This window comes from Pseudomonas sp. LP_7_YM, assembly GCF_004364435.1.
GTDB lineage: Bacteria > Pseudomonadota > Gammaproteobacteria > Pseudomonadales > Pseudomonadaceae > Aquipseudomonas.
Map to the genome: position 1 here is coordinate 1,083,554 of NZ_SOCT01000001.1, position 22,382 is coordinate 1,105,935.

20 protein-coding genes, 1 tRNA gene and 2 pseudogenes are annotated in these 22,382 nt (G+C 59.0%); 17 read left to right on the plus strand and 6 right to left on the minus strand.

Features of this window, described 5'->3' with window-relative positions:
- Window position 1: 1 nt before the first annotated feature.
- The 4 genes from copD to EC915_RS04860 all read left to right on the plus strand — a co-directional run bounded on the left by copD (window position 2) and on the right by EC915_RS04860 (window position 3,030).
- Window positions 2–874, plus strand: a complete 873-nt coding sequence (gene copD, locus EC915_RS04845; RefSeq protein WP_133749359.1) for a copper homeostasis membrane protein CopD — start codon at window positions 2–4, stop codon at window positions 872–874.
- Window positions 875–956: 82 nt separating this feature from the next.
- Window positions 957–2,066 (plus strand): bifunctional DNA-binding transcriptional regulator/O6-methylguanine-DNA methyltransferase Ada, encoded by a 1,110-nt coding sequence (gene ada / locus EC915_RS04850; RefSeq protein ID WP_133749360.1) that lies wholly within the window; start codon window positions 957–959, stop codon window positions 2,064–2,066.
- Between the two features lie 47 nt (window positions 2,067–2,113).
- Complete coding sequence (locus EC915_RS04855; RefSeq protein ID WP_256658650.1) at window positions 2,114–2,563, plus strand: antitoxin Xre/MbcA/ParS toxin-binding domain-containing protein; 450 nt, start codon at window positions 2,114–2,116, stop codon at window positions 2,561–2,563.
- The gene (locus EC915_RS04860) at window positions 2,563–3,030 is read left to right on the plus strand and encodes an RES family NAD+ phosphorylase (RefSeq protein ID WP_133749362.1); all 468 of its coding nucleotides are present in this window, start codon (window positions 2,563–2,565) and stop codon (window positions 3,028–3,030) included. The genes EC915_RS04855 and EC915_RS04860 overlap by 1 nt, the downstream gene beginning before the upstream one ends.
- On the opposite strand, the pseudogene EC915_RS04865 reads toward EC915_RS04860, so the two are convergent.
- Window positions 3,027–4,038, minus strand: a pseudogene (locus tag EC915_RS04865) (MDR family oxidoreductase). The gene EC915_RS04860 and the pseudogene EC915_RS04865 sit on opposite strands and share 4 nt — an antisense overlap.
- Before the next feature lie 15 nt (window positions 4,039–4,053).
- The gene (locus tag EC915_RS04870) at window positions 4,054–4,692 is read right to left on the minus strand and encodes a TetR/AcrR family transcriptional regulator (protein WP_133749431.1); all 639 of its coding nucleotides are present in this window, start codon (window positions 4,690–4,692) and stop codon (window positions 4,054–4,056) included.
- A 144-nt stretch (window positions 4,693–4,836) separates the two neighbouring features.
- On the opposite strand from EC915_RS04870, the gene EC915_RS04875 reads away from it, so the two are divergent.
- The 11 genes from EC915_RS04875 (at window position 4,837) to EC915_RS04920 (ending at window position 17,442) form a co-directional block, all read left to right on the plus strand.
- Complete coding sequence (locus tag EC915_RS04875; protein ID WP_133749363.1) at window positions 4,837–5,919, plus strand: nitronate monooxygenase family protein; 1,083 nt, start codon at window positions 4,837–4,839, stop codon at window positions 5,917–5,919.
- A 137-nt stretch (window positions 5,920–6,056) separates the two neighbouring features.
- Window positions 6,057–6,824, plus strand: a complete 768-nt coding sequence (gene modA, locus EC915_RS04880) for a molybdate ABC transporter substrate-binding protein (RefSeq protein WP_133749364.1) — start codon at window positions 6,057–6,059, stop codon at window positions 6,822–6,824.
- On the plus strand, window positions 6,825–7,505 hold the full coding sequence (gene modB / locus EC915_RS04885) for a molybdate ABC transporter permease subunit (protein WP_133749365.1): 681 nt from the start codon (window positions 6,825–6,827) through the stop codon (window positions 7,503–7,505). It abuts the gene before it with no gap.
- A gap of 6 nt (window positions 7,506–7,511) precedes the next feature.
- Complete coding sequence (gene modC, locus EC915_RS04890; protein WP_133749366.1) at window positions 7,512–8,600, plus strand: molybdenum ABC transporter ATP-binding protein; 1,089 nt, start codon at window positions 7,512–7,514, stop codon at window positions 8,598–8,600.
- 113 nt (window positions 8,601–8,713) lie between these two features.
- Window positions 8,714–9,772: a DNA topoisomerase IB gene (locus EC915_RS04895; RefSeq protein WP_133749367.1), complete on the plus strand. Its 1,059-nt coding sequence runs from the start codon at window positions 8,714–8,716 to the stop codon at window positions 9,770–9,772.
- A complete protein-coding gene (locus tag EC915_RS24775; protein ID WP_166650911.1) occupies window positions 9,769–9,942 on the plus strand; it encodes a hypothetical protein in 174 nt (57 codons plus the stop codon). Before EC915_RS04895 ends, EC915_RS24775 begins: the two co-directional genes overlap by 4 nt.
- 38 nt (window positions 9,943–9,980) lie before the next feature.
- A complete protein-coding gene (locus tag EC915_RS04900) occupies window positions 9,981–12,659 on the plus strand; it encodes an excinuclease ABC subunit UvrA (protein WP_133749368.1) in 2,679 nt (892 codons plus the stop codon).
- Between the two features lie 223 nt (window positions 12,660–12,882).
- The gene (locus EC915_RS04905; protein WP_133749369.1) at window positions 12,883–13,131 is read left to right on the plus strand and encodes a hypothetical protein; all 249 of its coding nucleotides are present in this window, start codon (window positions 12,883–12,885) and stop codon (window positions 13,129–13,131) included.
- 97 nt (window positions 13,132–13,228) lie between these two features.
- The gene (locus EC915_RS04910; RefSeq protein ID WP_133749370.1) at window positions 13,229–13,447 is read left to right on the plus strand and encodes a hypothetical protein; all 219 of its coding nucleotides are present in this window, start codon (window positions 13,229–13,231) and stop codon (window positions 13,445–13,447) included.
- A gap of 1,002 nt (window positions 13,448–14,449) precedes the next feature.
- The gene (locus tag EC915_RS04915; protein ID WP_256658651.1) at window positions 14,450–14,686 is read left to right on the plus strand and encodes a hypothetical protein; all 237 of its coding nucleotides are present in this window, start codon (window positions 14,450–14,452) and stop codon (window positions 14,684–14,686) included.
- Between the two features lie 83 nt (window positions 14,687–14,769).
- Entirely contained in the window at window positions 14,770–17,442 is a 2,673-nt protein-coding gene (locus tag EC915_RS04920; RefSeq protein ID WP_166650929.1) for a glycoside hydrolase family 3 protein, read from the plus strand.
- Window positions 17,443–17,457: 15 nt separating this feature from the next.
- On the opposite strand, the gene EC915_RS04925 is transcribed toward EC915_RS04920, so the two are convergent.
- Together EC915_RS04925 and EC915_RS04930 are read right to left on the minus strand one after the other, a co-directional pair.
- The gene (locus EC915_RS04925) at window positions 17,458–18,033 is read right to left on the minus strand and encodes a TetR/AcrR family transcriptional regulator (RefSeq protein WP_166650930.1); all 576 of its coding nucleotides are present in this window, start codon (window positions 18,031–18,033) and stop codon (window positions 17,458–17,460) included.
- 83 nt (window positions 18,034–18,116) lie between these two features.
- Complete coding sequence (locus EC915_RS04930) at window positions 18,117–19,478, minus strand: MATE family efflux transporter (RefSeq protein ID WP_133749372.1); 1,362 nt, start codon at window positions 19,476–19,478, stop codon at window positions 18,117–18,119.
- Between the two features lie 586 nt (window positions 19,479–20,064).
- Between EC915_RS04930 and EC915_RS04940 the strand changes: the two genes are divergently transcribed.
- On the plus strand, window positions 20,065–20,385 hold the full coding sequence (locus EC915_RS04940; protein ID WP_133749373.1) for a YceK/YidQ family lipoprotein: 321 nt from the start codon (window positions 20,065–20,067) through the stop codon (window positions 20,383–20,385).
- Window positions 20,386–20,792: 407 nt separating this feature from the next.
- Here EC915_RS04940 and EC915_RS04945 read toward each other — a convergent pair whose 3' ends face one another.
- Entirely contained in the window at window positions 20,793–21,131 is a 339-nt protein-coding gene (locus EC915_RS04945; RefSeq protein ID WP_133749374.1) for an excalibur calcium-binding domain-containing protein, read from the minus strand.
- Between the two features lie 370 nt (window positions 21,132–21,501).
- Window positions 21,502–21,588 (minus strand) — tRNA-Leu (locus EC915_RS04950).
- Window positions 21,589–21,875: 287 nt separating this feature from the next.
- Here EC915_RS04950 and EC915_RS25145 point away from each other — a divergent pair.
- Window positions 21,876–22,101, plus strand: a pseudogene (locus tag EC915_RS25145) (DNA-binding protein).
- The last annotated feature ends 281 nt before the right edge of the window (window positions 22,102–22,382 follow it).

The window sequence follows — 22,382 nt, forward strand, 5'->3', positions numbered from 1 at the left end:
CATGCAAGAGGCATTGATCCTCTGCCGATTCGTGCATTTCGGCGCGGTTCTGTTGCTGTTCGGCAGCGGCCTGTTTCGCCACGTACTGTTCAGCTCTGCCCTGCAGAGCTTTGAAGCCAGCCCGGCACGCCGCCGCCTGGACCAAATGCTGGTCGGGCTGACCATCCTGGCTCTGCTCAGTGCAGTTGGCTGGCTGATGCTGACTGCAGCGAACATGTCGGACGATTGGCATGGCGCCGCCGATCCCTCTACCCTCGCGCGGGTGCTTGGGCAAACGTTCTTTGGCCATGTGTGGGTGGTTCACCTTGCCCTTAATGCGTTGGCTCTGCTGTGGGCTCTCTTCAGAGCGCCCTGCGCCCCGCGCCGGTGGCTGTTGCTGAACGTACTGCTATTGCTGACGCTGGCGCCGGTTGGCCACGGCGCAATGTTCGACGGCGTACGTGGCCCGTTGCTGATAGTCAACCAGATGCTCCATCTGATCGGCGTCGGCAGCTGGCTCGGGGGGCTGCTGATGCTCGCCGTGCTGTTAATCACGGCCAGCGGCGTCGACCTGCGTGGCGCACTGGCTCGATTCAGTGGCCTCGGCTATGGCCTCGTGGCGCTGATCATCGTCACCGGAATGATCAATGTCCGCGCCCTGAGTGGCGCGATCTGGCCGCAGCCTGCGTTGTCAGGGTTCGGGTTGGTGCTAGCGGTTAAAGTGACACTGGTGCTGTGCATGCTGGTGTTGGCAGGCGTAAACCGGCGACTGGCGCGCGCCAATGTGCTGCCAGTCAGAGCCCTTCGAGTGAGCGTGCTGTTCGAAGGCCTATTCGGAGCCGCAGCGCTGGCCGCCGTGGCATTGCTAGGCACCCTGCCGCCACTGCTTGGCTGAATTTGACCGCAAGACTCGGGGTTCCGGCTTGCGGCGCAAAGCTTAGTCTCTGGCACGAACGCCATCTGCAGAGGTAACGGCCATGGCCCAGCGCGAGTCCAACGCAACCGTACAAAACACCCTGAATGATCCGCGCTGGGCAGCGGTTCTGGCTCGGGATCCGACCGCAGACGCTCAGTTCGTCTATGCGGTTCGTACCACGGGCATCTACTGCCGTCCCGGCAGCGCCTCGCGCCTCCCACATCCGCAAAACGTCGTGCTTTTCGACACTGCAGAGCAGGCCGAGGCCGCTGGTTATCGCCCGAGCAAACGCGCGACCGCCGACCAGACTCGCCTGTCCACGCAACACGCCCATCTGGTCGCCCGGGCTTGCCGCCATATCGTCGATGCCGAACACCTGCCTGGCCTGAAGGAGCTTGCGGGTCCGTCCGGCATGAGCCCGTGGCATTTTCATCGCGTGTTCAAGACCGTCACGGGCCTCACACCCAAAGCCTGGGCCAACGCGCACCGGGCGGACCGCGTCCGCAGCCGTCTTGGCGATACTTCGACAGTCACCGAAGCCCTCTACGACGCTGGCTTCAACTCTAACAGCCGCTTTTACGAAGCCAGCGACAGGCTGTTGGGCATGAAGCCGTCCGACTATCGCAAGGGCGGCAGCAACGCCGAGATCCGCTTTGCCGTGGGTGAATGCTTTCTCGGCTCGATCCTGGTTGCCCAGAGCCAAAAAGGCGTTTGCGCCATCCTGCTCGGGGACGATCCTGACCACTTGGTTCGTGAGCTGCAGGATCAGTTTCACAATGCCACGCTCATCGGCGGTGACGCGCAATTCGAGCAACTGATCGCGCAGGTCGTTGGCTTCGTTGAAGCCCCAGGGCTGGGGCTGAAACTGCCTCTCGACTTGCAGGGCACAGCATTTCAACAAAGGGTCTGGCAAGCGTTGATGGACATTCCTGCGGGCACCACGGCCAGTTACGCAGAGATCGCCCGGCAGATCGGTGCACCTAAATCATTTCGCGCTGTGGCCCAGGCGTGCGGTGCCAACACTCTGGCCGTGGCGATCCCCTGTCATCGAGTGGTGCGCAGTGACGGCGGTTTGTCTGGCTATCGCTGGGGTGCCGAACGTAAACGCCAATTGCTCGAGCGCGAAACCCGAGCAAACCCGTGTAACAGCTTGGGGCTTGAGAAACCGTGACAGGGGCGTAACGTCCAGCCTCGGACATCTGATCAAGGAGCATGGACGTGCCTGCCACTTTTCAAGCGTCGACCCCAGCAGCTTCACCCGCCTTCTGGCTGATCGCCGATCAGCTCAATACGCGCAACGAAACCGAACGCCTGGCTTACATCCGCACCGGTTTTCCGCCCGGTTGGGTCAAGGCGGTGCGTCATGCGTTCCAGTTGAGCAACAGTCAACTGGAAGCATTGCTCAACGCCTCGATCTCCACCCTGGAGCGCCGTCAACGGCAGCGACGCCCGCTGGATCTGGTGGGTTCCGAGCGCCTGGATCGGGTTGCCTCGCTGGCAATCCGGGCAGCTGCGGTCTTCGAGGATCAGGACACCGCGCGGCGCTGGATGATGGCCCCCAATCGCGCCCTCAACGACCAGACGCCGATCACGCTATGCGAAACCGAAATCGGGTCGAGTCAGGTGCGTCGGGCGCTTGCAGCGTTGCAACACGGCGGGGTGGTCTGATGCAGGCCTGGAGAATCGGCAAGGCCGAGGACATCACCGACCTCTCAGGGGCCGGTGCGGCGCTGTTCGGCGGGCGTTGGAACCGGCCCGATCAACCAGCGGTGTATCTGGGTCTGAGTCCTTCCGGTTGCGCCCTGGACCCGGTGCTGCTGGCCGGACATGTGCCACACCTGCCGTTCAAGCTCATGCACCTGCAATTGCCCTGCGACCCGGCGCTGTACGAGGAACCGTCGTTAGCCGACCTGCCCTGGGGCTGGGACAGCCTGCCCCCGGACAGGCCCAGCATGGATTTCGGCAGCCTCTGGCTTGAGCGCAACCAGCAACTGGGGTTGATCCTGCCTTCAGCGGCCATGGATGGAACCCGCTGCCTGCTGATCAACCCCCGGCACCCCGCCAGCCATCTGGTCCGCGTGCTACAGATCACCGACTTTGTCTATGGCAAACCTGGCACGCGGCAAGCGGCTTAACGCCCGGTATCGACCACCACCCTGCCCCGCACCTGCCCATCCGTCAGTCGATGGGCAGTCTCGATCACTTCACTCAGGCGGATCTCGCGGGTGATCAACGCCAGAGCGGCGGGGCCCAGGTCCGTGGCCAGGCGCGCCCAAGCCTCGATGCGATCCTGGCGCGGACGCATGACGCTGTCGATCCCCGCCAGCGTGACGCCGCGCAAAATTAATGGCGCTACCGATGCCGGAAACGCCATCCCTTGAGCCAGCCCGCAGGCGGCAACCGTCCCCCGGTACCGAGTACTCGCGCAAATGTTGGCCAAGGTGTGGCTGCCGACCGAATCGATAGCCCCGGCCCAACGTTCCCTGGCCAACGGGCGACCCGGCTCGGCTAACGTTGCACGATCAATGATTTCAGCGGCGCCCAGCTGTTTGAGGTAAGCGGATTCAGCAAGCCGCCCGGTAGAGGCTACGACGCGGTAGCCCAGGCTGGAAAGCAACGCAATCGAGAAGCTGCCCACCCCGCCATTCGCGCCAGTGACCAGCACCTCACCCTTATCCGGGCTCACGCCATTCTTCTCCAACGCGATGATCGCGAGCATAGCAGTGTAACCCGCAGTGCCTATCGCCATGGCCTGAGCAGGCCTGAACGACGGGTTCAAGGGAATGAGCCATCGGCCCTGTACGCACGCCTTTTGCGCCAGCCCGCCCCAATGCCCTTCCCCGACACCCCAACCATTGAGCACCACCTGATCGCCTGGCTTGAAAAGGGTCGCTACTGTCCTCCACAGCGCCCGCGAAATCGACCCCAGGGACCATGGGAAAGGTGCGAATGATCGGCCCTTTGCCGGTAATGGCCAAAGCGTCCTTGTAATTGAGCGTACTGTGAGAGACCCGCACCGCCACGTCACCGGTGGGCAATTGTGCTGCGTTGATAGACGCCAGTTTGACGCGATAACCGCCGCCATCTTTGTCGATCAATATCCCGTTGAACCTGCGTGCTTCTAATTTAGACCGGACGTCTATAGATACAACGAAACATCAGCGCGGCAGGCCACGCAGAAATCCGGTGATGAACGTATTCAATGGCCCATCCCCTTGCACTAACCGGGCACGCAGCACTGCACCTTCCCAGCCGATCCAGAAATACGCCGCCAGCTCGCGACAATCGGCATGGACTGGCAGCTCTCCTGCCTGTCTGGCGGCGTCGAAACATTCACAGAGACGCCTTTGCCAGTCGAGAAAGATCCGCTCCAGCGCGTCGCGAAATCCTTCTGGCAGCATGCCGACTTCCTGGCCCAGGTTGCCCACCAGGCAGCCACGGCGGTAGGCGTAACGCGCCATGCTGACCCTGGAATGCTGAACGAAGCCCGCCACCCGCTCCAGCGGCGACAGCGTGTCATCGAGAAGCCAACGGTCGAGCCGCCTGGCGAAGTACTCGGCGTAACTGGCCAGCACTTCAAGGCCGTAGGCCTCTTTGCTTGCAAAATAATGGTAGAAAGAGCCCTTGGGCACGCCGACGCGCTTGAGAATGCTATCGATGCCCGTGGCCATAAAGCCCTGCTCGGTCAATACCTCTACCCCACAGCGGATCAATGCCTGGCGGGTGTCGAAGTCATCAGCGCGGGCAGTTTTAGGGGGACGGCCTGGACGCCTGGGTTTTGCGGTCATGTCAGTCATGGGTTGCATATTAGACCGATCGTCTATTAAATCAACCGCGGATCCGGGGGCTCCAAACCTGCGCGCTCAACGATCCCTGCCGATGCTCATTACTCATCCGTTGCCCTCACGCCGGATCGTCAAATGCCTTTGGAGAGACTGCCCATGATCGCCTGGCCAGATACCCGTATTCTCAAGCTGTTCGACATCGAAGTGCCCATCCTGTTGGCTCCCATGGCGGGCGCTGCCGGTTCCGCGCTGGCGATAGCCGTTGGCAGGGCAGGCGGATTGGCATCTTTGCCCTGCGCGATGCTCAGCCATGAGCAGATACGCGAGGAGGTGGCGCTGATCCGTGCCGGGACTCATGCACCGCTGAACCTGAATTTCTTCTGTCACCAGACACCCGCTGCCAATCCCGACGCAGACACGGCCTGGAAAGACCTGCTTCGACCCTACTATCAAGAGCTGGGCGCGGACTTCGACGCTCCAACCCCCACCTCCAACCGCGCGCCTTTCGACGACAGCAGTTGTGCGCTGGTCGAAGCATTGAAGCCGCAAGTCGTCAGTTTCCACTTCGGCCTGCCCTCTGCGGACCTGGTCATGCGCGTTAAAGCGACAGGCGCCAAGGTCATCTCCTCGGCGACGACGGTGGAAGAAGCTGTGTGGCTCGAAAAGCGTGGCTGCGACGCGATCATCGCCATGGGCTATGAGGCAGGCGGACATCGCGGCATGTTTCTGAGCGATCAGCTTTACACTCAGGTCGGCACCATGGCCCTGGTACCACAGGTTGTGGACGCAGTGAGCGTGCCAGTCATCGCTGCTGGCGGCATTGCCGACAGCCGAGGGATTGCGGCGGCATTCATGCTGGGGGCATCCGCCGTGCAACTGGGCACCGCGTACCTGTTCAGCGCAGAAGCCACGGTGTCAAAGCTGCATCAGGCCGCGCTGGCCAGTGCCAAGGACAGCCAGACGGCGCTGACCAATATTTTCACCGGGCGCCCTGCCCGCGGGATCGTCAACCACATCATGCGCGAGATCGGCCCCATCAGCGCTCACGCCCCGACATTCCCGATGGCGGGCGGTGCACTGATTCCGCTACGCGGCAAAGCGGAGCCGCTGGGCAACGATGGCTTCATGAATCTCTGGGCCGGACAGGCCGTTGGGATCAAACACGCGTTGCCCGGTGAGGAACTGACGCGTCAGCTGGCCATTAAGGCTCTGGAGAGAATGGCTGGATTCGGGCATTGAAGCGTCCTGTATAAGGACCGCGCAAAGAACAGGCTTCCTTGAGGTGATCCCACGCTATATATTCCGGTGCATAGCGTTTGGCCGCTATTCGGTCAACGTCTCTCATCACCTCATAAAAAACAATATGGAGCTGTTTCATGCGCGTACCTTCTTTTGGCGTGACGCTTAAATCCCTGGTTATTGCAGTCGCCGCCCTCTCGGCCAGCAGCGTGTTTGCCGACGAAGTTCAGGTAGCGGTCGCTGCCAACTTCACCGCTCCGATCCAGGCCATCGCCAAGGATTTCGAAAAGGACACCGGTCACAAGCTGGTGGCTTCGTTCGGCGCCACAGGCCAGTTCTATACCCAGATCAAAAACGGCGCGCCTTTCGAAGTGTTCCTTGCCGCCGATGACACCACGCCTGCCAAACTTGAGAGTGAGAACGAAATCGTTAAAGGCTCGCGCTTCACCTACGCCATCGGTACGTTGGCCCTGTGGTCGGCCAAGGAAGGTTATGTCGATGACAAGGGCGAAGTGTTGAAGAAAAACGAGTACCAGCACTTGTCGATCGCCAACCCGAAAGCCGCTCCATACGGCCTGGCTGCCACTCAGGTACTGGATAAACTCAATCTGACCGAAGCGACCAGGGGCAAAATCGTCGAAGGCCAGAGCATCGCCCAGGCGTATCAGTTCGTGCAGACCGGCAACGCCGAACTGGGCTTCGTCGCCCTGTCTCAGGTGTACAAGGATAGCAAGCTGACCAGCGGTTCTGCGTGGATTATTCCGGCCAACCTGCATGAGCCGATCAAACAAGACGCCGTCATCCTCAACAAAGGTAAAGACAGTGCTGCTGCCAAGGCGCTGATCGAGTACCTCAAAGGTCCGAAAGCCGCCGCCGTGATCAAGTCCTACGGGTACCAGCTGTAAATGCTACTGGGCAGTGCCGACCTCGCGGCGATCTGGTTGACGCTGAAACTGGCGTCGTTGACCACGGTGATTCTACTGATCGTCGGCACCCCCATCGCATTGTGGCTGGCCCATACCCGCTCATGGCTCAAAGGTCCGGTCGGCGCGGTAGTGGCTCTGCCGCTGGTGTTGCCACCCACCGTGATCGGGTTCTACCTGCTGCTGTTCATGGGCCCCAATGGCGCAATGGGGCAGTTGACCCAAAGCATTGGCCTGGGCACGCTGACATTCACCTTCAGTGGCCTGGTCATCGGCTCGGTGTTGTACTCGATGCCGTTCGTGGTGCAGCCGCTGCAGAATGCCTTCGTGGCCATCGGTGCGCGCCCTCTGGAAGTGGCCGCGACCCTGCGGGCCAATCCTTGGGACACGTTCTTTACCGTGATACTGCCACTGGCCCGGCCCGGCTTCATCACAGGTGCGATTCTGGGCTTCGCCCACACGGTGGGCGAGTTTGGCGTGGTACTGATGATTGGCGGCAACATCCCGGATAGAACCCGGGTGGTGTCGACCCAGATCTACAACCACGTCGAATCCATGGAATACGCGCAAGCTCACTGGCTGGCCGGGTCGATGCTGGTGTTCTCATTTCTGGTTCTGTTGGCGCTCTACTCCAGCGGCAAGACCAAAGCAGCCTGGAGCTGACCTGCAATGACCTCGACCATCGACGTGCGTTTGAATGTGGACTTCCCCGAATTTGCCGTAAACGTCGATTTGTCGCTACCAGGTCACGGCGTGACGGCGTTGTACGGCCATTCAGGGTCCGGCAAGACCACCTGCCTGCGCTGCATCGCCGGGCTGGAAAAAGCCGCCAGTGGATTCATCGCCATCAATGGTGAGGTCTGGCAGGACAGCGCCAACGGCATCTTCGTGGCGCCGCACCGACGTTCGTTGGGCTATGTGTTTCAGGAGGCCAGCCTGTTCCCGCACCTGTCGGTCAGGGGCAATCTAGAGTTCGGGTTCAAGCGTATTGCCGTGAGTGAACGTCGCGTCAATCTGGAGCAGGCCAGTGCCTTGCTGGGGATCGACCACTTGCTGTCACGCCGGCCCGACAAGCTGTCCGGTGGAGAACGGCAGCGCGTGGGCATCGCTCGCGCCCTGCTGACCAGCCCGCGCCTGTTGCTGCTCGACGAACCGTTGGCGGCGCTGGACGCTCATCGCAAGGGCGAAATCCTGCCGTACCTGGAGCGCCTGCATGGCGAGCTGGGGATCCCCATGTTGTACGTCAGCCATTCTCAGGATGAAGTGGCTCGGCTTGCCGATCACCTCGTGTTGCTCAGCGGCGGCAAGGCGCTGGCCAGCGGACCTATCCAGCAAACCCTGGCCCGACTCGATCTGCCGCTGGCGATGGGCGACGACGCTGGGGTGGTCATCCAGGGATCGGTCTGCGCCTACGACGACGCTTACCAACTGGTTGACGTGCGTCTGCCGCAGAGTGAACTGGCGATACGCGTCGCTCATTCTGCGCTCGTCATGCACACGCCATTGCGCTTCAAGGTGCAGGCGCGTGATGTCAGTCTGAGCCTGCAACCGGACGATCAGAGCAGCATTCTCAACCGCTTGCCGGTGACCGTCGTCAGCCAAGTGCCTGCCGACAACGTCGCTCATGTGCTGGTCCGTCTCGATGCCGACGGTACGCCGCTGCTGGCGAGGATTACACGCTACTCACGCGATCAGCTGCAATTGCATCCGGGGCAGACGCTCTGGGCGCAGATCAAATCCGTGGCGCTGCTGGCCTGAAGCGGGCCGCTGGCAAAGCCATTCGATCAAGTCGCTGGCACTCAAGCAAATAATCGGCACCACTGCGCACCGCGACGGTCAATGACAAAGACCCGTTGTCAGGATTGCCATTCATGTCGGACGTTTTAGCCCCCGAAGACCTGCCCAAGGATCTGCATTATGTCGATGACAGCCAGCCGGGCTTTTCGCGCAAGATCCTGCGCGGCAAATTTGCGTATTTCGATACCGACGGCCAACGCATTCATGATGAGGCCGAGATCAAGCGCATCAACGCGCTGGTGATCCCTCCCGCTTACGCCGATGTGTGGATCTGCGCCGATCCCAGAGGTCATTTGCAGGCCACCGGGCGCGACGCACGCGGGCGCAAGCAGTATCGCTACCACCCGCGCTGGCGCGAGATTCGCGACGAGAACAAATACTCGCGGATGATCGCGTTCGGCAAAGTGCTGCCCAAGGTGCGCAAGCAGCTTGAAGCGCAGCTGGCAGCACCGGGCATGGGCCGCGAGAAGGTCATGGCTGCCGTGGTGTCGCTGCTCGACCAAACCCTGATCCGTATCGGTAACAGTCAGTACGCCCGCGACAACCGTTCCTACGGCCTGACCACCCTGCGCAACAAGCATGTGGATGTGCACGGCAGCAAGATTCTCTTCCAGTTTCGCGGCAAGAGCGGTGTCGAGCATGAGATCAGCGTCAATGACCGGCGCCTGGCCAACATCATCAAGCGCTGTATGGAATTGCCGGGGCAGAACCTGTTCCAGTACCTGGATGAGGAAGGCCAGCGCCACACCGTCAGCTCATCGGACATCAATCGCTACCTTCACGAACTGACCGGTGCCGATTTCACTGCCAAGGACTATCGCACCTGGGCCGGCAGCGCAATGGCCCTCACCACTCTGAGTAAACTGGACTGGGAGCCCGAAGCTGATGCCAAAAAGCACATCGTGGCCATGGTCAAGGAAGTCTCCCGATTGCTTGGCAACACCCCCGCCGTCTGCCGCAAATGCTACATCCATCCGGCCGTGCTGGAAGCTTTCGTGATTGGCGAACTGTCGAAACTGCCCCGTTCGCGCCAACGCAAGGGCCTGCGACTCGAAGAAGTGGCGCTGGCCGGATTCCTACAAGGCTTGCAGGCTGCCGAAGCCCTGCGTGAAGCAACAGGAGAGAAATCATGAGCACCTCAAAAGCGCCCACCCCCGGTGAAAAAATCAATGACCCGCACGCCAAGCCTGCTGATGTAGCTGACGACCGTGAACGCACCCAGGAAGCCCGCAAGGAGCAGCCCCTGACCGGGGGCAAACACGATGATGCCGGTCACACCCCTAAAGTGCCCGGCGCCCGATAAAGCCATCCTGTTTAGAATTTCCGACCCAAGGCCTGCTCATGACCACCGCGCCTCATCTGCCTGAAGATGCCGACATCCACTCCCCCGTGTCCTTTACCGTTGCGCCCGATCAGCCCGGATTTGTCAGGGTCCGGGGTGCCCGTGAGCACAATCTCAAGGACGTAGACGTCGATATCCCGCGTGACGCGCTGGTCGTTTTCACCGGCGTCTCCGGATCGGGCAAGTCCTCGCTGGCATTTTCGACGTTGTATGCCGAGGCACAACGCCGCTATTTCGAATCGGTCGCGCCCTACGCCCGGCGCCTTATCGATCAGGTGGGCGTGCCTGATGTCGACTCCATCGAAGGCTTGCCGCCCGCCGTGGCCCTGCAGCAGCAACGCGGTACCCCGAGCACGCGCTCATCGGTAGGCAGCGTTACGACGCTGTCGAGCCTGATCCGCATGCTGTACTCCCGGGCCGGAAACTACCCCGCCGGGCAACCGATGCTCTACGCCGAGGACTTCTCACCCAACCTGCCGCAAGGTGCGTGCCCTGAATGCCACGGCCTGGGCCGGGTGTATGAGGTGCCGGAAGAGCTGATGGTGCCGGACGACTCGCTGACCATTCGCCAACGGGCAGTGGCGTCCTGGCCGCTGGCCTGGCAAGGACAGAATCAGCGCGACATTCTGGTGACCTTGGGCTACGACGTTGACGTTCCTTGGCGCGACCTGCCGAAAAAACAGCGTGATTGGATTCTGTTTACTGAAGAACAGCCTACTGCGCCGGTGTACGCGGGTTTGACGCCCGCTCAAACGCGCGTTGCACTCAAGCGCAAACTCGAACCCAGCTATCAGGGCACTTTTACAGGAGCCCGGCGTTACGTCCTGCAAACCTTCACCCATTCGCAAAGCGCGCTGATGAAAAAGCGCGTCTCCCGGTTCATGCGCGGCAGCCCCTGCCCGCTGTGCGAAGGCAAGCGTTTGAAACGCGAGGCCTTGTCAGTGTCCTTTGCCGGGCTGGATATCGGTGAGCTGTCACAGATGCCTTTGTTGCGTCTGGCTGAGGTACTGCGCCCGGTGGCTAAGGGAACGTTCGAGGCGAGCACCGACGACCACGTGTTTGATCGAAAGCAGATCGATAATGCCCGCAAGGAACGGGTCAAGTCCGGCGAATCGGGCCACGATGCCGCGCCAGATGTGCGCGCAACGCCGAACCTCTCTATCGAGAAGCGTCTGGCGGCGCAGCGCATCGCGCAAGATCTGCTGGCCCGTGTCAGCACGCTGACCGAGCTGGGATTGGGCTACCTTGCGCTGGACCGCAGCACTCCCACGCTGTCGTCCGGCGAGCTGCAACGCCTGCGCCTGGCGACGCAGTTGGGCTCGCAATTGTTCGGCGTGATTTACGTGCTGGATGAACCTTCCGCCGGCCTGCATCCCGCCGACAGCGAAGCTCTGTTCACCGCATTGCAGCAACTCAAGGCCTCCGGTAATTCGCTGTTCGTGGTTGAGCACGATCTGGAAACCATGCGCCGAGCTGACTGGCTGATCGATGTCGGCCCTGATGCGGGCGAGAACGGCGGGCGTGTGCTGTACAGTGGTCCGCCAGCCGGTCTGGCGCATATCGAAGCATCGAGAACCCGTCCGCATTTGTTTGCGCAACGCCATGATCTGCGAACCGACAGGCGTGTCCCGACCGGCTGGCTGCATCTGGAAGGCATCACCCGCAACAACCTGGAGAACATGACCGCAGAATTTCCACTGAGGTGTTTTACCTCGGTGACAGGCATTTCAGGCTCGGGTAAGTCGAGCCTGGTCAGTCAAGCGTTGCTGGAACTGGTCGGCGCAGCGCTGGGTCGGCCTGCCGCAACGAGTAGTGATGAGCAAGAGCCCAGTCTGGAAGATGACGCCCCGCAGCTCACCGACGGTCGCATCACGAGCGGCATGGACGCGATCAAACGGCTGGTGCAGGTGGACCAGAAACCTATCGGTCGCACTCCGCGCTCGAACCTTGCAACCTACACCGGGCTGTTCGACAACGTTCGCAAACTGTTCGCCGCGACCGACGACGCACGGGCGGCGGGTTACGATGCTGGGCAGTTTTCGTTCAACGTCGCCAAGGGCCGTTGCGAGGTGTGCGAAGGCGAAGGCTTCGTCAGCGTTGAGTTGCTGTTCATGCCCAGCGTCTATGCACCCTGCCCTACCTGCCACGGCGCCCGTTACAATCCGCAAACCTTGACGATTCAATGGCAAGATCTGAACATCGCCCAAATCTTGCAATTGACCGTCGACCAGGCAGTCGACGTGTTCGCCGAACAATCTGCGATACTCCGCTCATTGACCGTTTTGCGAGACATCGGGCTGGGCTATTTGCGCCTGGGGCAACCGGCGACCGAACTTTCCGGCGGCGAAGCTCAGCGCATCAAACTCGCCACCGAATTGCAGCGCAACCTGCGGGGAGCGACCCTCTACGTGCTGGATGAACCTACCACCGGCCTGCACCCAAGCGATGTCGACCGATTGCTGGCCCAACTCAATGCCTTGGTGGAGAACGGCCACACGGTGGTCGTGGTCGAACACGAAATGCGTGTCGTCGCGCAAAGTGACTGGGTCATCGACATTGGCCCTGGCGCAGGTGACAAAGGCGGAAACATCGTCGCCAGCGGCACGCCGGAGCAAGTGGTGAAGGTCAAGGCAAGCCGGACGGCACCCTTTCTCCGTAATGTGCTGACCGGAATATAAAGGCGTTTTACGCATTCAGCGCCGTAGAGAACCTGAACAGGTGCGCTACCATGCTCGCCGCCTAACAGCATGGGAGCGGAAAACCGCCTACTCGTCGCCAGGCAGGTTCGCGCGGCCTGACAACTCTCTGTGCTGTATATGCAAACAGTTACGTTGTATCTTGAATGAATAGCTCTACCGCAGTTATGCACTTTGCCCCCTTTCAGCTCCCCAGGAATCTGCAATGCCACAAGAGAGAATCGAATCGCTCAGACTACCCAAAGCGGTTCAAGGTCCTATCAACGATCTGGTGAGAGCGCTCAGTGCCGCCACTACGCGAGAGGACATCGAGCGCGAAGGGGAGATGGAAATCGCCTTTATTCTTGGCCTGGAAACCGCCAAACGCCTGCGCGCCTCGGACATCGAAATGCTGTACATGATCTTCGACGATGCAGTGCAGGCGCGACTTCAGCATCTGCAAGCGTGTTCCTGACCCACTCTCCCCGCGAAACCTCACTGATAGCGAGCAAGCCGCCTCTTGCCCGTCGTCAGCAAGATAAGCAAACTGCGCCCTCCACAGGGAGGCATTCATGAAACACGGAATCACGCTTTTGGCATTTGTCCTGATCGGGGGATGCGCGAACTTCAGCGACCGCGGAACCGGGGAAGGCGGCAGTGAGATCGGTAAAAATGGCTACACCGTCAGATGTGATGCGTCGCCGCCCAACCAGCCTGGCTGCTATTCCCCGCCGCCGCCCTTGTCCTGGGGCTTCCCGAATAATTTCAAGTTCAAGTTAGGTGCCAATTGAAAGGCTGAGGGCAAGGTTACGTACCCGCGGACGAACGAAGTCCATTGAGTAGACTGCGCAAAACGTTGCGCTGTCTTAACGACTCAGGCGCTTACGAATGCTACGTAGACGCCTGGGGCTATGGGTGCGAGCCGGCGTCGGACCCGAGGCGAAAAAACCTGATTTCCGGTCTTACCCGGCCTTCAAAGAACATTTGTGTCCTGGTTTGCTGCCATGTGCCTGTTGGCCGACGACCTTCACACCCTCCTCCACCCATCTGTGTTTCGGCGTCGTGTATGCCACACACGCCGATATCGTCCTGTCCAGAAGACTGCATGAGCGTCGCTGGAAATGCTGGCCGTTGGGCAACATAGAAGCAGCCCGCCCCCTCTCAACTCAACGAGCGGTTGAAGTTGTGATGAAAGGGAAGTTCTTCAAACAGCGATAACCTCAGAGACGCATTGCACTAGCGACGGCCAGTCTGAGTGGACACCCATCCAGAGCATCCTGAAACATCAATAAAATACTCCGGAAACTTCTATCGCTCCGGCCTGGATTTATCACTCGCGCAGCTAGATGTTATTGATTAGCTTGTTGTTACTTTTCGCTCATATAACTAGCAGGGTTAGTTCGCCTAACTAATCTTGGATAATTTACGTCATCACGGCTGGCAATTTTGCCGAGAAAGAGATTACCAGATGACTAAACCTAATTGCAATTAGGTTTAATTAATAGCAATTTTAATCCGATTAATCAATTTTTTACGCAACAAAACACCGATATTTCTATATAAACTAATAAAATATTTCGAAAAAAATGATTTTTCTCCGATTTTCTAACAGCGTAATACTTCATTATCTCCCCGCATGGATAGCCGTCTGTCTTTTTATCCGACAGTTGAAAAAAAATTTCGCAAACACTGAACTAATGCGTAGAGTCGCCGGACTTAGCATCGTCCTGACGAGTTCAGGACCTGTGCGATAAGCATTCATTACTATCCTCCTCAATCGAGACACTTATCGAATGACCAGACCCTTGCTGTCTATTTTCTGCGCACTAGTGATAGGCGCTTACAGCGCTGCTACTTTGGCGGCGGACTCCGGGCCAGGCGAGCAGGACACTCTTGTTCAGGTCGACGCCAAGCGCGACCAGATTTCCGGTGCGGACAAAGTTGCAGCGTCGACCGCTAAAGGTCCATCGGCAATGCTTGATGCCCCCATCGAAACCGGGGATGCGCCATCCCAGGTGGAACAGCCATGAACCCTCCTATTGACCACAGCGCTGTCGTGCATGAGCGCGACCGATCAGAGAGAACACTGCCCTTGGCTGCTTTCAAACAAACGATGATGCTGAGCCTGCTGGCATTCGGCATTGTGCAGGCCAACGCTGCACTCGCCGGTGTAACGCCGGCCACTGGCAATGCCGTTGAGGCGCGCGTCAGTTCTATCCTCGACAATATGAGCCAGTCCGAAAAGATCAACTTCACTCGCGTGAATGACGGTCACATGATCCCGCCCCTGCTCAAGTGGGGCATCAAGGGCACTGTTGCCTATGACTCGTCCATGGGCGTGCACGTCAACAATGCTACATTCGGGGCGCAGTATCCGTCGCAGCCGGCGCTTGCGGCGACCTGGAGCATCAACCGGGCCAAGGAATTCGGTCTGGCCATCGCTTATGAAACACGTATTTCCGGCGGACAACAGATGCTCTCTCCGGGCGTCAACCTGTACCGCACGCCTTACGGTGGCCGCTCGGCGGAGTACCTAAGTGGCGAGGACCCGTTTCTGGGCGCGGTGCTCGCGCCGGCCGTGGTTAACGGCATTCAGGCGCAGGGCATCCAGGCCAGTGGCAAGCATTACCTGGCCAACGAACAGGAAGCCAATCGGCAGGCGCTCAACGTTGTCGTGGACGAACGCACGCTGCGCGAACTGTATTTGCCGGGCTTTGAGTCGATGGTCAAAAACGCCAACGTTGCGTCGATCATGTGCGGTTTCAACAAGATCAATGGCGACTACGCCTGTGAGAACCATCACCTGATCACCGAAATTCTCAAAGGTGAATGGGGCTATCAGGGCACCGTCATCAGCGATTTCAACGCCATTCATAATGCGTTCAAGGGCGCGTGGGCAGGCACTGACATCGACATGCCGTCGGGTCTGCAGTTCACCGAAGCCAACCTGCTGCCGTACATATGGAGCGGGCAACTGACCCAAAACGTCATCGACGACAAGGTCAAGCGCAACCTGCGTGCCATCGTCAGCTATGACTTGCAGGAACATCTGAATACCGCCCAGACCCTCGACCACCCTGAGCACGGCATGCGCGCTGCGCTGAATACAGCACGTGAAGGCATCGTGTTGCTGCGCAACGAAAACACCACAGCAGGCAAGCCGCTGTTGCCACTGGATAAATCGGCCAGGATCGCGATCATCGGCGATTGGGCATCCGAGGCGCCCGCATCGCCTTTTGGTACCGCCAACTCGCCACCCGGCAGCTACATGACTGAGCTGAGCGGCTTGCAACAGCTGGCTTCCAGCAGCTCGAACGTCACGTTCCTGCCTGAAATGAGCCTGAACCCGAAAACGTCGATCTGGTATCAGCCTTCCAAGGGCAGCGACGCGGCGAGTAACTCCGGTGTAAAAGCTGAGTATTACGCCAATACCAGCTTCTCCGGCAGCCCGGCGGTGACGCGTGTCGAACCCGGCGTCAACCTGAACTGGATCACAAACACCAACGAGACCGATGCGGGCAACACCACCGTCTCCGGGTTCTACCCGGCGCCGGGTGCGTTCTCGGCCAGGTTTACCGCGACGATCAAGCCAACGGTATCCGGCGCCCACGTGTTCAAAGTGCGCGCAGACGGTCCGTACACGTTGTGGGTCAATGATCAACTGGTGGTGCAGAGCGATGGTGTTCCGTACTCCCCTGATGTGGTAAATGCCATGACCACCTCCGGCAAGACTCAGGCGCTGGTTGCTGGCAAACCCTACACCGTCAAACTTGAATACCGGCGTAGCGCAAGCAATTTCACGCCGGCGCTTGGTGGGCTCGCGGGCGTGCAGATGAGCTGGGCCTCATTGCGCCCACCCAAGGACCTGGCCAAATACGACGCCGTCGTGATCGCCACGGGCAGTAACTACGAGCACGAAGGCGAAGGTTCGGACCATGGCTTGGAGCTGCCAGATCAACAAGCCGATCTGATCAGCTTCGCTACCAAGGCCAACCCCAATACCATTGTGGTCATGCACGGCGGTGGCGTACCCGACATGCAGCCGTGGGCCAACAAGGTCGGCGCGTCGTTGCAAGCTTGGTTCCCTGGACAGCAAGGCGGACAAGCGCTGGCCGAGATCCTGTTCGGGAAGGTCAACCCGTCGGGCAAGCTGCCGATCACCGTCGACAAGAAGATTGAGGACAACCCCAGCTATGCGTCCTATCCGGACCCGGCCATTTACCGCGGCGACAGCGCTTCGACCGAGATGACCTACAGCGAAGGCCTTTACATGGGCTACCGCGGGTATGACAAGAAGCATGCAAAGCCTTTGTACCCATTCGGATTTGGCCTTTCATACACCACGTTCGACTACAGCGATCTGAAGCTGTCGACCAATGTGCTGGTACCCGGCAGCACCGTCAACGTCAGCTTCACCGTTACCAACACAGGTGCCAAAGCAGGCTTCGAAGTGGCGCAGTTGTACGTCCACCCAGGCGCGTCTGCTGTTGATCGTCCGGAAAAGGAACTGAAGGGCTTTACCAAGGTTTACCTGAAGCCAGGCCAAAGCAAGACGGTGAGCATTCCGATTGACTCGCGCTCGCTGGCCTACTACGTGGAGAAGACCGACAGCTGGGATGTCGACGCTGGCAAGTTCAAGATTCTGGTCGGACCGGACTCGGCAAATCTGCCGCTTGATCGCACGTTGATCACGCTCTTTGATGAGCATCTGACCACGGCTGACAGCAACCCGCTGCCAGTGCCGCTGCGTAAAGCGGTACAAGTCAACGCCACGCAAGCCTACTAAGCGAACCTTTCAGGCTCAGGGACGAGCTTGAATATCCAGCCGCAACCGACGCACGTAATTATCGAACACGGTTTTCACGTCCACTTCCTCAGGGCTTCTCAGCCACTGAATCTGCAAACCGTCCATGACCGAAAAAATCTCTTGGGCCAATGCCGTCACATCCACATCGTCCCGGATTTCCCCCGCCTCGATCAGCGCCGTCAGATGCCCTCGTGCGTGATCATGGGTCATGTGAAAACGCTCCTGGTGCCAGGCCCAGGCCGGGTGCGCAGGCGACAGACTCTCGGTGTTGAGTAACAAGGCCGCTTGACACTCCGCGGCGTCTGCAACGCTGAACGCCATGCTCATTCCGAGAAACCTGGTGAAACCGTCCAGGGTCAGTTCCATGGTCAAATCACTGAACCGGGAGGTCACACGTTGATCGCGACGCTCCAGCAACGCGCTAAGCAGCGCGCCTTTATTGGGGAAATGGTGCAACAGGCCCACGGTAGTGATGCCCGCCATCTGCGCAACATCTTTCATCGACGCACTGGAGAAGCCGTCTCGGGCAAATATTACGGTTGCCGCGTCAAGCAAAGCAGCCCTGCGCATTTCACCCTTGGGTGCACGGCGACGCTGGGGCGCGATGAAGTCCTCCGACTCTTTCCCTGACATAAATTCCGATATACCTTGATTCATTGTGTGGCAATGCTCGCAGGCTCAGCCCTGCGATCAAAAAAACGTCTTGCGGTAAACGCCGCAAAGGAAATCGATGTTACCGCGATCAGCGCATTCCCGGTAAACGCACCCAGCAACGCACCACTGCTTCCAAAAAAATGAACCCCGGCCAACACAAACGGCACCGTGCCCAAGGTCGTCCGAAGCCAGGCAAAGACAGGAACCAGCCAGGACCGCCCCATCGTCACGAGCATGGCAATCGCCATGAAATCCAGGCCGATGATAGCCCAAAGCCCTCCACCAAACCGGCAGAACGCCAGAAACAGCTCGCGTCCCGCCCCCTCAAGTTCGTAGAGGTTGGCGATCGGCACCGCCAACAGCAGCAACAAAGCCCAGATCGCCAAACCGTACGTCACGATCAATCTTCGGGTGAAGATGATCGCCGAGCTGACCCGCTCATCGAGACGCGCGCCGATGTTCTGTCCCAGTACCGGCGCCAGTGCACCGGGCAATGCGAAGTAGGCACAGTAGGAAAACTGCATGACCCTGTCCAGGACCGCCATCGCGGCCAAAACCGTTACGCCATAGGTGGCAACGGTTGAAACCAGATAAGCCAGCCCGACCGGCGTCGCGAGATTGGCAACGATCGCGGGTAATGCGATGCGTAAGGTTCGTCTGGTGTGCAGACCTAGAAGCTTCAAATGGGTTGGGAATATCAACCCGGTTCGCCGCCGTATTTCATACAGGCCAACGCTCAGTGATACGCAGGCTGACAAAGCATAGGCCAGTCCTGCGCCGGTCAGACCCAAGTCCATCACGAAGATGAGGAACGGGTCGGCGACCGCCAGTGTTGCAGCACCCGAAAGCACCACCCATAACGCCCGACGGCTGTCACCCAGGGTTCTGAGAATCTGCGCCGCCATTTGCATAGCCGACTGCAACACGCTGAACGGCAGTGTCAACCAGATGAAGCCATGAGCGGCCTCACACGTGCTGGCGTCGGCGCCTAGCCAATGAGTGATCGGAACCACCAAAGCCAGTTGCAAGCCCGCCGTCAGCCCCGAAGCAATCACTATCATGACCAGCAGGTTGGCGGTCAGGCGCGCGAACATTTTGCTTGCTTTGTGACCGATGCGCTCGGAGAGCACCGTCGCCGCAGCGATGATGAACCCGGTGCCGATCGAGCTGTTGAGAAAGATCAGGACCTTGGCGACCCCTACTGCAGCGAGCAATAAAGGCACGTGCAGCATCGAGACATAGACCAGAGTCAGGATATCGACGAGGAAGACCGCAAGGAGACTCAACGCGCTGGTGCTGCTCATCACCAGAATATGGCGCGCTACCGAACCTTCGGTAAACGTCGCCCGGGCATTTGCCATCATGACTCCCAATGCACACCAATGCTGCACCCGGAGGGTACCCCGCTCAGCGAGGCGCGATTCTAGCCGTTGCGCTTGCAGGCGGCTATCAGATAACACAGAAGTCGGATGGGATGGCTTCTTGATCTTCCCGTCGATTTCAGATCAGGGAGTGGATATTCACGATCACGGCCAGTGGTTCTGAGCCTGGAGTCGCAAGTGGGTCGATACAGACATTGCCCCGGAGGATGCTGCCGAGATCGCCAAGGAACGCGGAATCCCAATCTTGGTAACACGTTAGTGGAACGCTGGTGGCAATACAGCTAGGGATTGGATAGCCGTAGGCTTTGGTGTTTTGGGCGGAGCCGAATGCGTAACACGGTAGGTTCTCAGGGGCATGCTGTGAGTGCTGAGCAGTTGGGTTGCCGCAGGCCACCATCCTGGCAAACCCTTCCCTAACCCTCCTTGTCCAAAAGGGTCCGCGTCAGCACATCACGGTCTTTTCGGTCACGATCATTAACTCTTCTCCAAGCGAAAAAAAGCACGCACACAGCGGGCTCGTTCAGCAGCAGGTTATGATGGGCGCTTCAGCAAAAAGGAGAGATCGATGAGGATATGGATTACCACGTGCCTTGTTGCCGCAGTGTCAGGCTGTGGCACCATCAAGACGCTCAACGACGAAAAAGGCGCTGCCGACGACCTTGCGAAATGGCAATCCAACTGCCACATCATCCCCCGCACTTTCAGCGGGCTGAGCTATCAGTTCTGTAACCTGAACAGTCCTCCCCGGTCAGGTCCTCACTGGGGCGTCACACCGATCACGCTCGATATGGTTGCCTCCGCAATTGCCGACACTATCCTGATTCCCTACACCGGTTATCAGCAATATCAGCTAGGCGATATCCAAGTGCGGCGCAAGCAGTACTGATTAGAAGCCGTTCTAGTGAGGATCGTAGTGCCTGTCTCCTCCAGTATCTTCACCAGCAAGTACGCCCGTTTGGCAACCTTGATGGCTGGATATTGAGTGACTGAAGCCTATCCATGTGTTCACCGCGTTACGTGATCGAAATATTGATTCGCGACATCACTCGCTAAGCTAATGGCTGGCAAAATGACACCATTCTTGCGATCAGGCTTCCGGCGATTATCGCGGTTGCTCGCCATGACGCAATTCATTCGTAAGTGAGACGCCGCTCGATGGTGATACCGAAAGTCTGGCCGAGCTTCTCTAGGCGCGGTCCGAGCTACTTGCTCAAACCCGTCTCGGACGGAAGGAAACATTACCAGACTGCTTCAGCGTCCGGACGCGAATTCACGTGCGTTTAGTAACCCTCTTCAGTTTATCCATCTGCCTGCCGGTGTACGGCGGGCACCTTTCCGGCACCACTGAGATTCGCAGGGAATACCGTTATGATCACCGTCCATTTTGGTGCCAGGGCAATAGGTGAGGAAGCTCTTGGCTTCGGCGCATGAAGTCATCTGCGAGCAGTACTTACGTCCGTCGCATTTGAAAGAATCAGGTGGGACATTTGTGCTAAGCAAAACGGCCGGGGCCTCCTGCTGGACCGTCCTCAGGGGTGCCAGATAGGCACCTCCCCACCGTTTAAACACTGGGGAGGTGCTCAGCACAAAAGCCACCAGGACGCCCAGCAAAACCAGAAATATCCCTTTCATTAGCCACTCCCCGATCAATGGCGCATTCTCTCGCCACCTGTCCATCAATGCAAACCTCCAGTCAAGCCCTGGCCTGCCAGCGTATGGCGGGCAGAAGCATCGCCGTGTCGAACACAAAAACCGCTTAAGAGTTAAACGCAGCCGTCTACGCCCTGCGGCGTGAAAGCGCCAGCATGAATGACGACCACGCCTATAAACTAAAGACATCAGTATGTTTCACAAGGCAGTCGAATCGGAATGTGCTGGGCAATGCACTAAATGTTCTGAGCAGGTGTGAGAGTTGCTTAGAAAGCATGGCAACAAAAAACCCCGCGAGGCAGGCGCCAGCGGGGTCTTTTGAGAATGCCTGAGACGGCATGAGAATCGAATATGGTGCCCCGAGCCGGAGTCGAACCGGCACATCCTTTCGGACGACGGATTTTAAGTCCGGTGTGTCTACCAATTTCACCATCAGGGCAGTGCTGCAGAGAGATCAATGACAGAAAAAAATCATTGGCTTCGCAACAAGAGCAGGGAATATATACATCCCTACTCCGCGAAGCAAGCACCAAGTACCTTAGATTGCGTCCGAAGTGCAACTTCGACAGAGGCCAAAAAACGCCTTTAAATCAGAAGCCTACGGGATGGAGGCAGAATACATTAGCGCCGCTGCTGCCGAAGCAGCACACGTGGCCTAAGGAGTGCAGCATGGAACGCAGTCTCGCCTAAACCGCTAAACACTTCGGCACCACACGGCCCAAATTCATCGAGCAAATGCGCGCTAGCGGCCTGCTGAATAACCTCAACCTGCCCGCTCATCCGCATCGTGACCGCGAGTACCTGCGCGTCAAGGATGGCAACTGGTGTCACCTGCAGCTAGGCATGCAATACCCCCAGTCCACGCGGGCGAAGCAGCCCGGCATTCCATGGATGGCCGACAGCTCGGCCTTCCCTACCCGCCATACCGGCAGAATGCCGTGGCGTGGCCTAAGGAATACGCTCGCCAGATCATCGCCCTACGAACCAAAGAGGAGCGCAACGCCGCGCTCCTTGAGGTACCCAAGCATTGGGCGACTTAACGAAAAACACTGCCTGCTTTACCTGGCAACGCCAAACGGAAACAGCGCACGGAAAGCACTTGACACACGTCAACCAACCACCACCGAGGCTAATGCAGGGTAACCGTCCGGCGAAGTCACCTACCCGATCCCTGCAATAAGGGCGATGTTCTCCACTTAAAAAATACGTGGACACCATCGACCTTATCTTCAG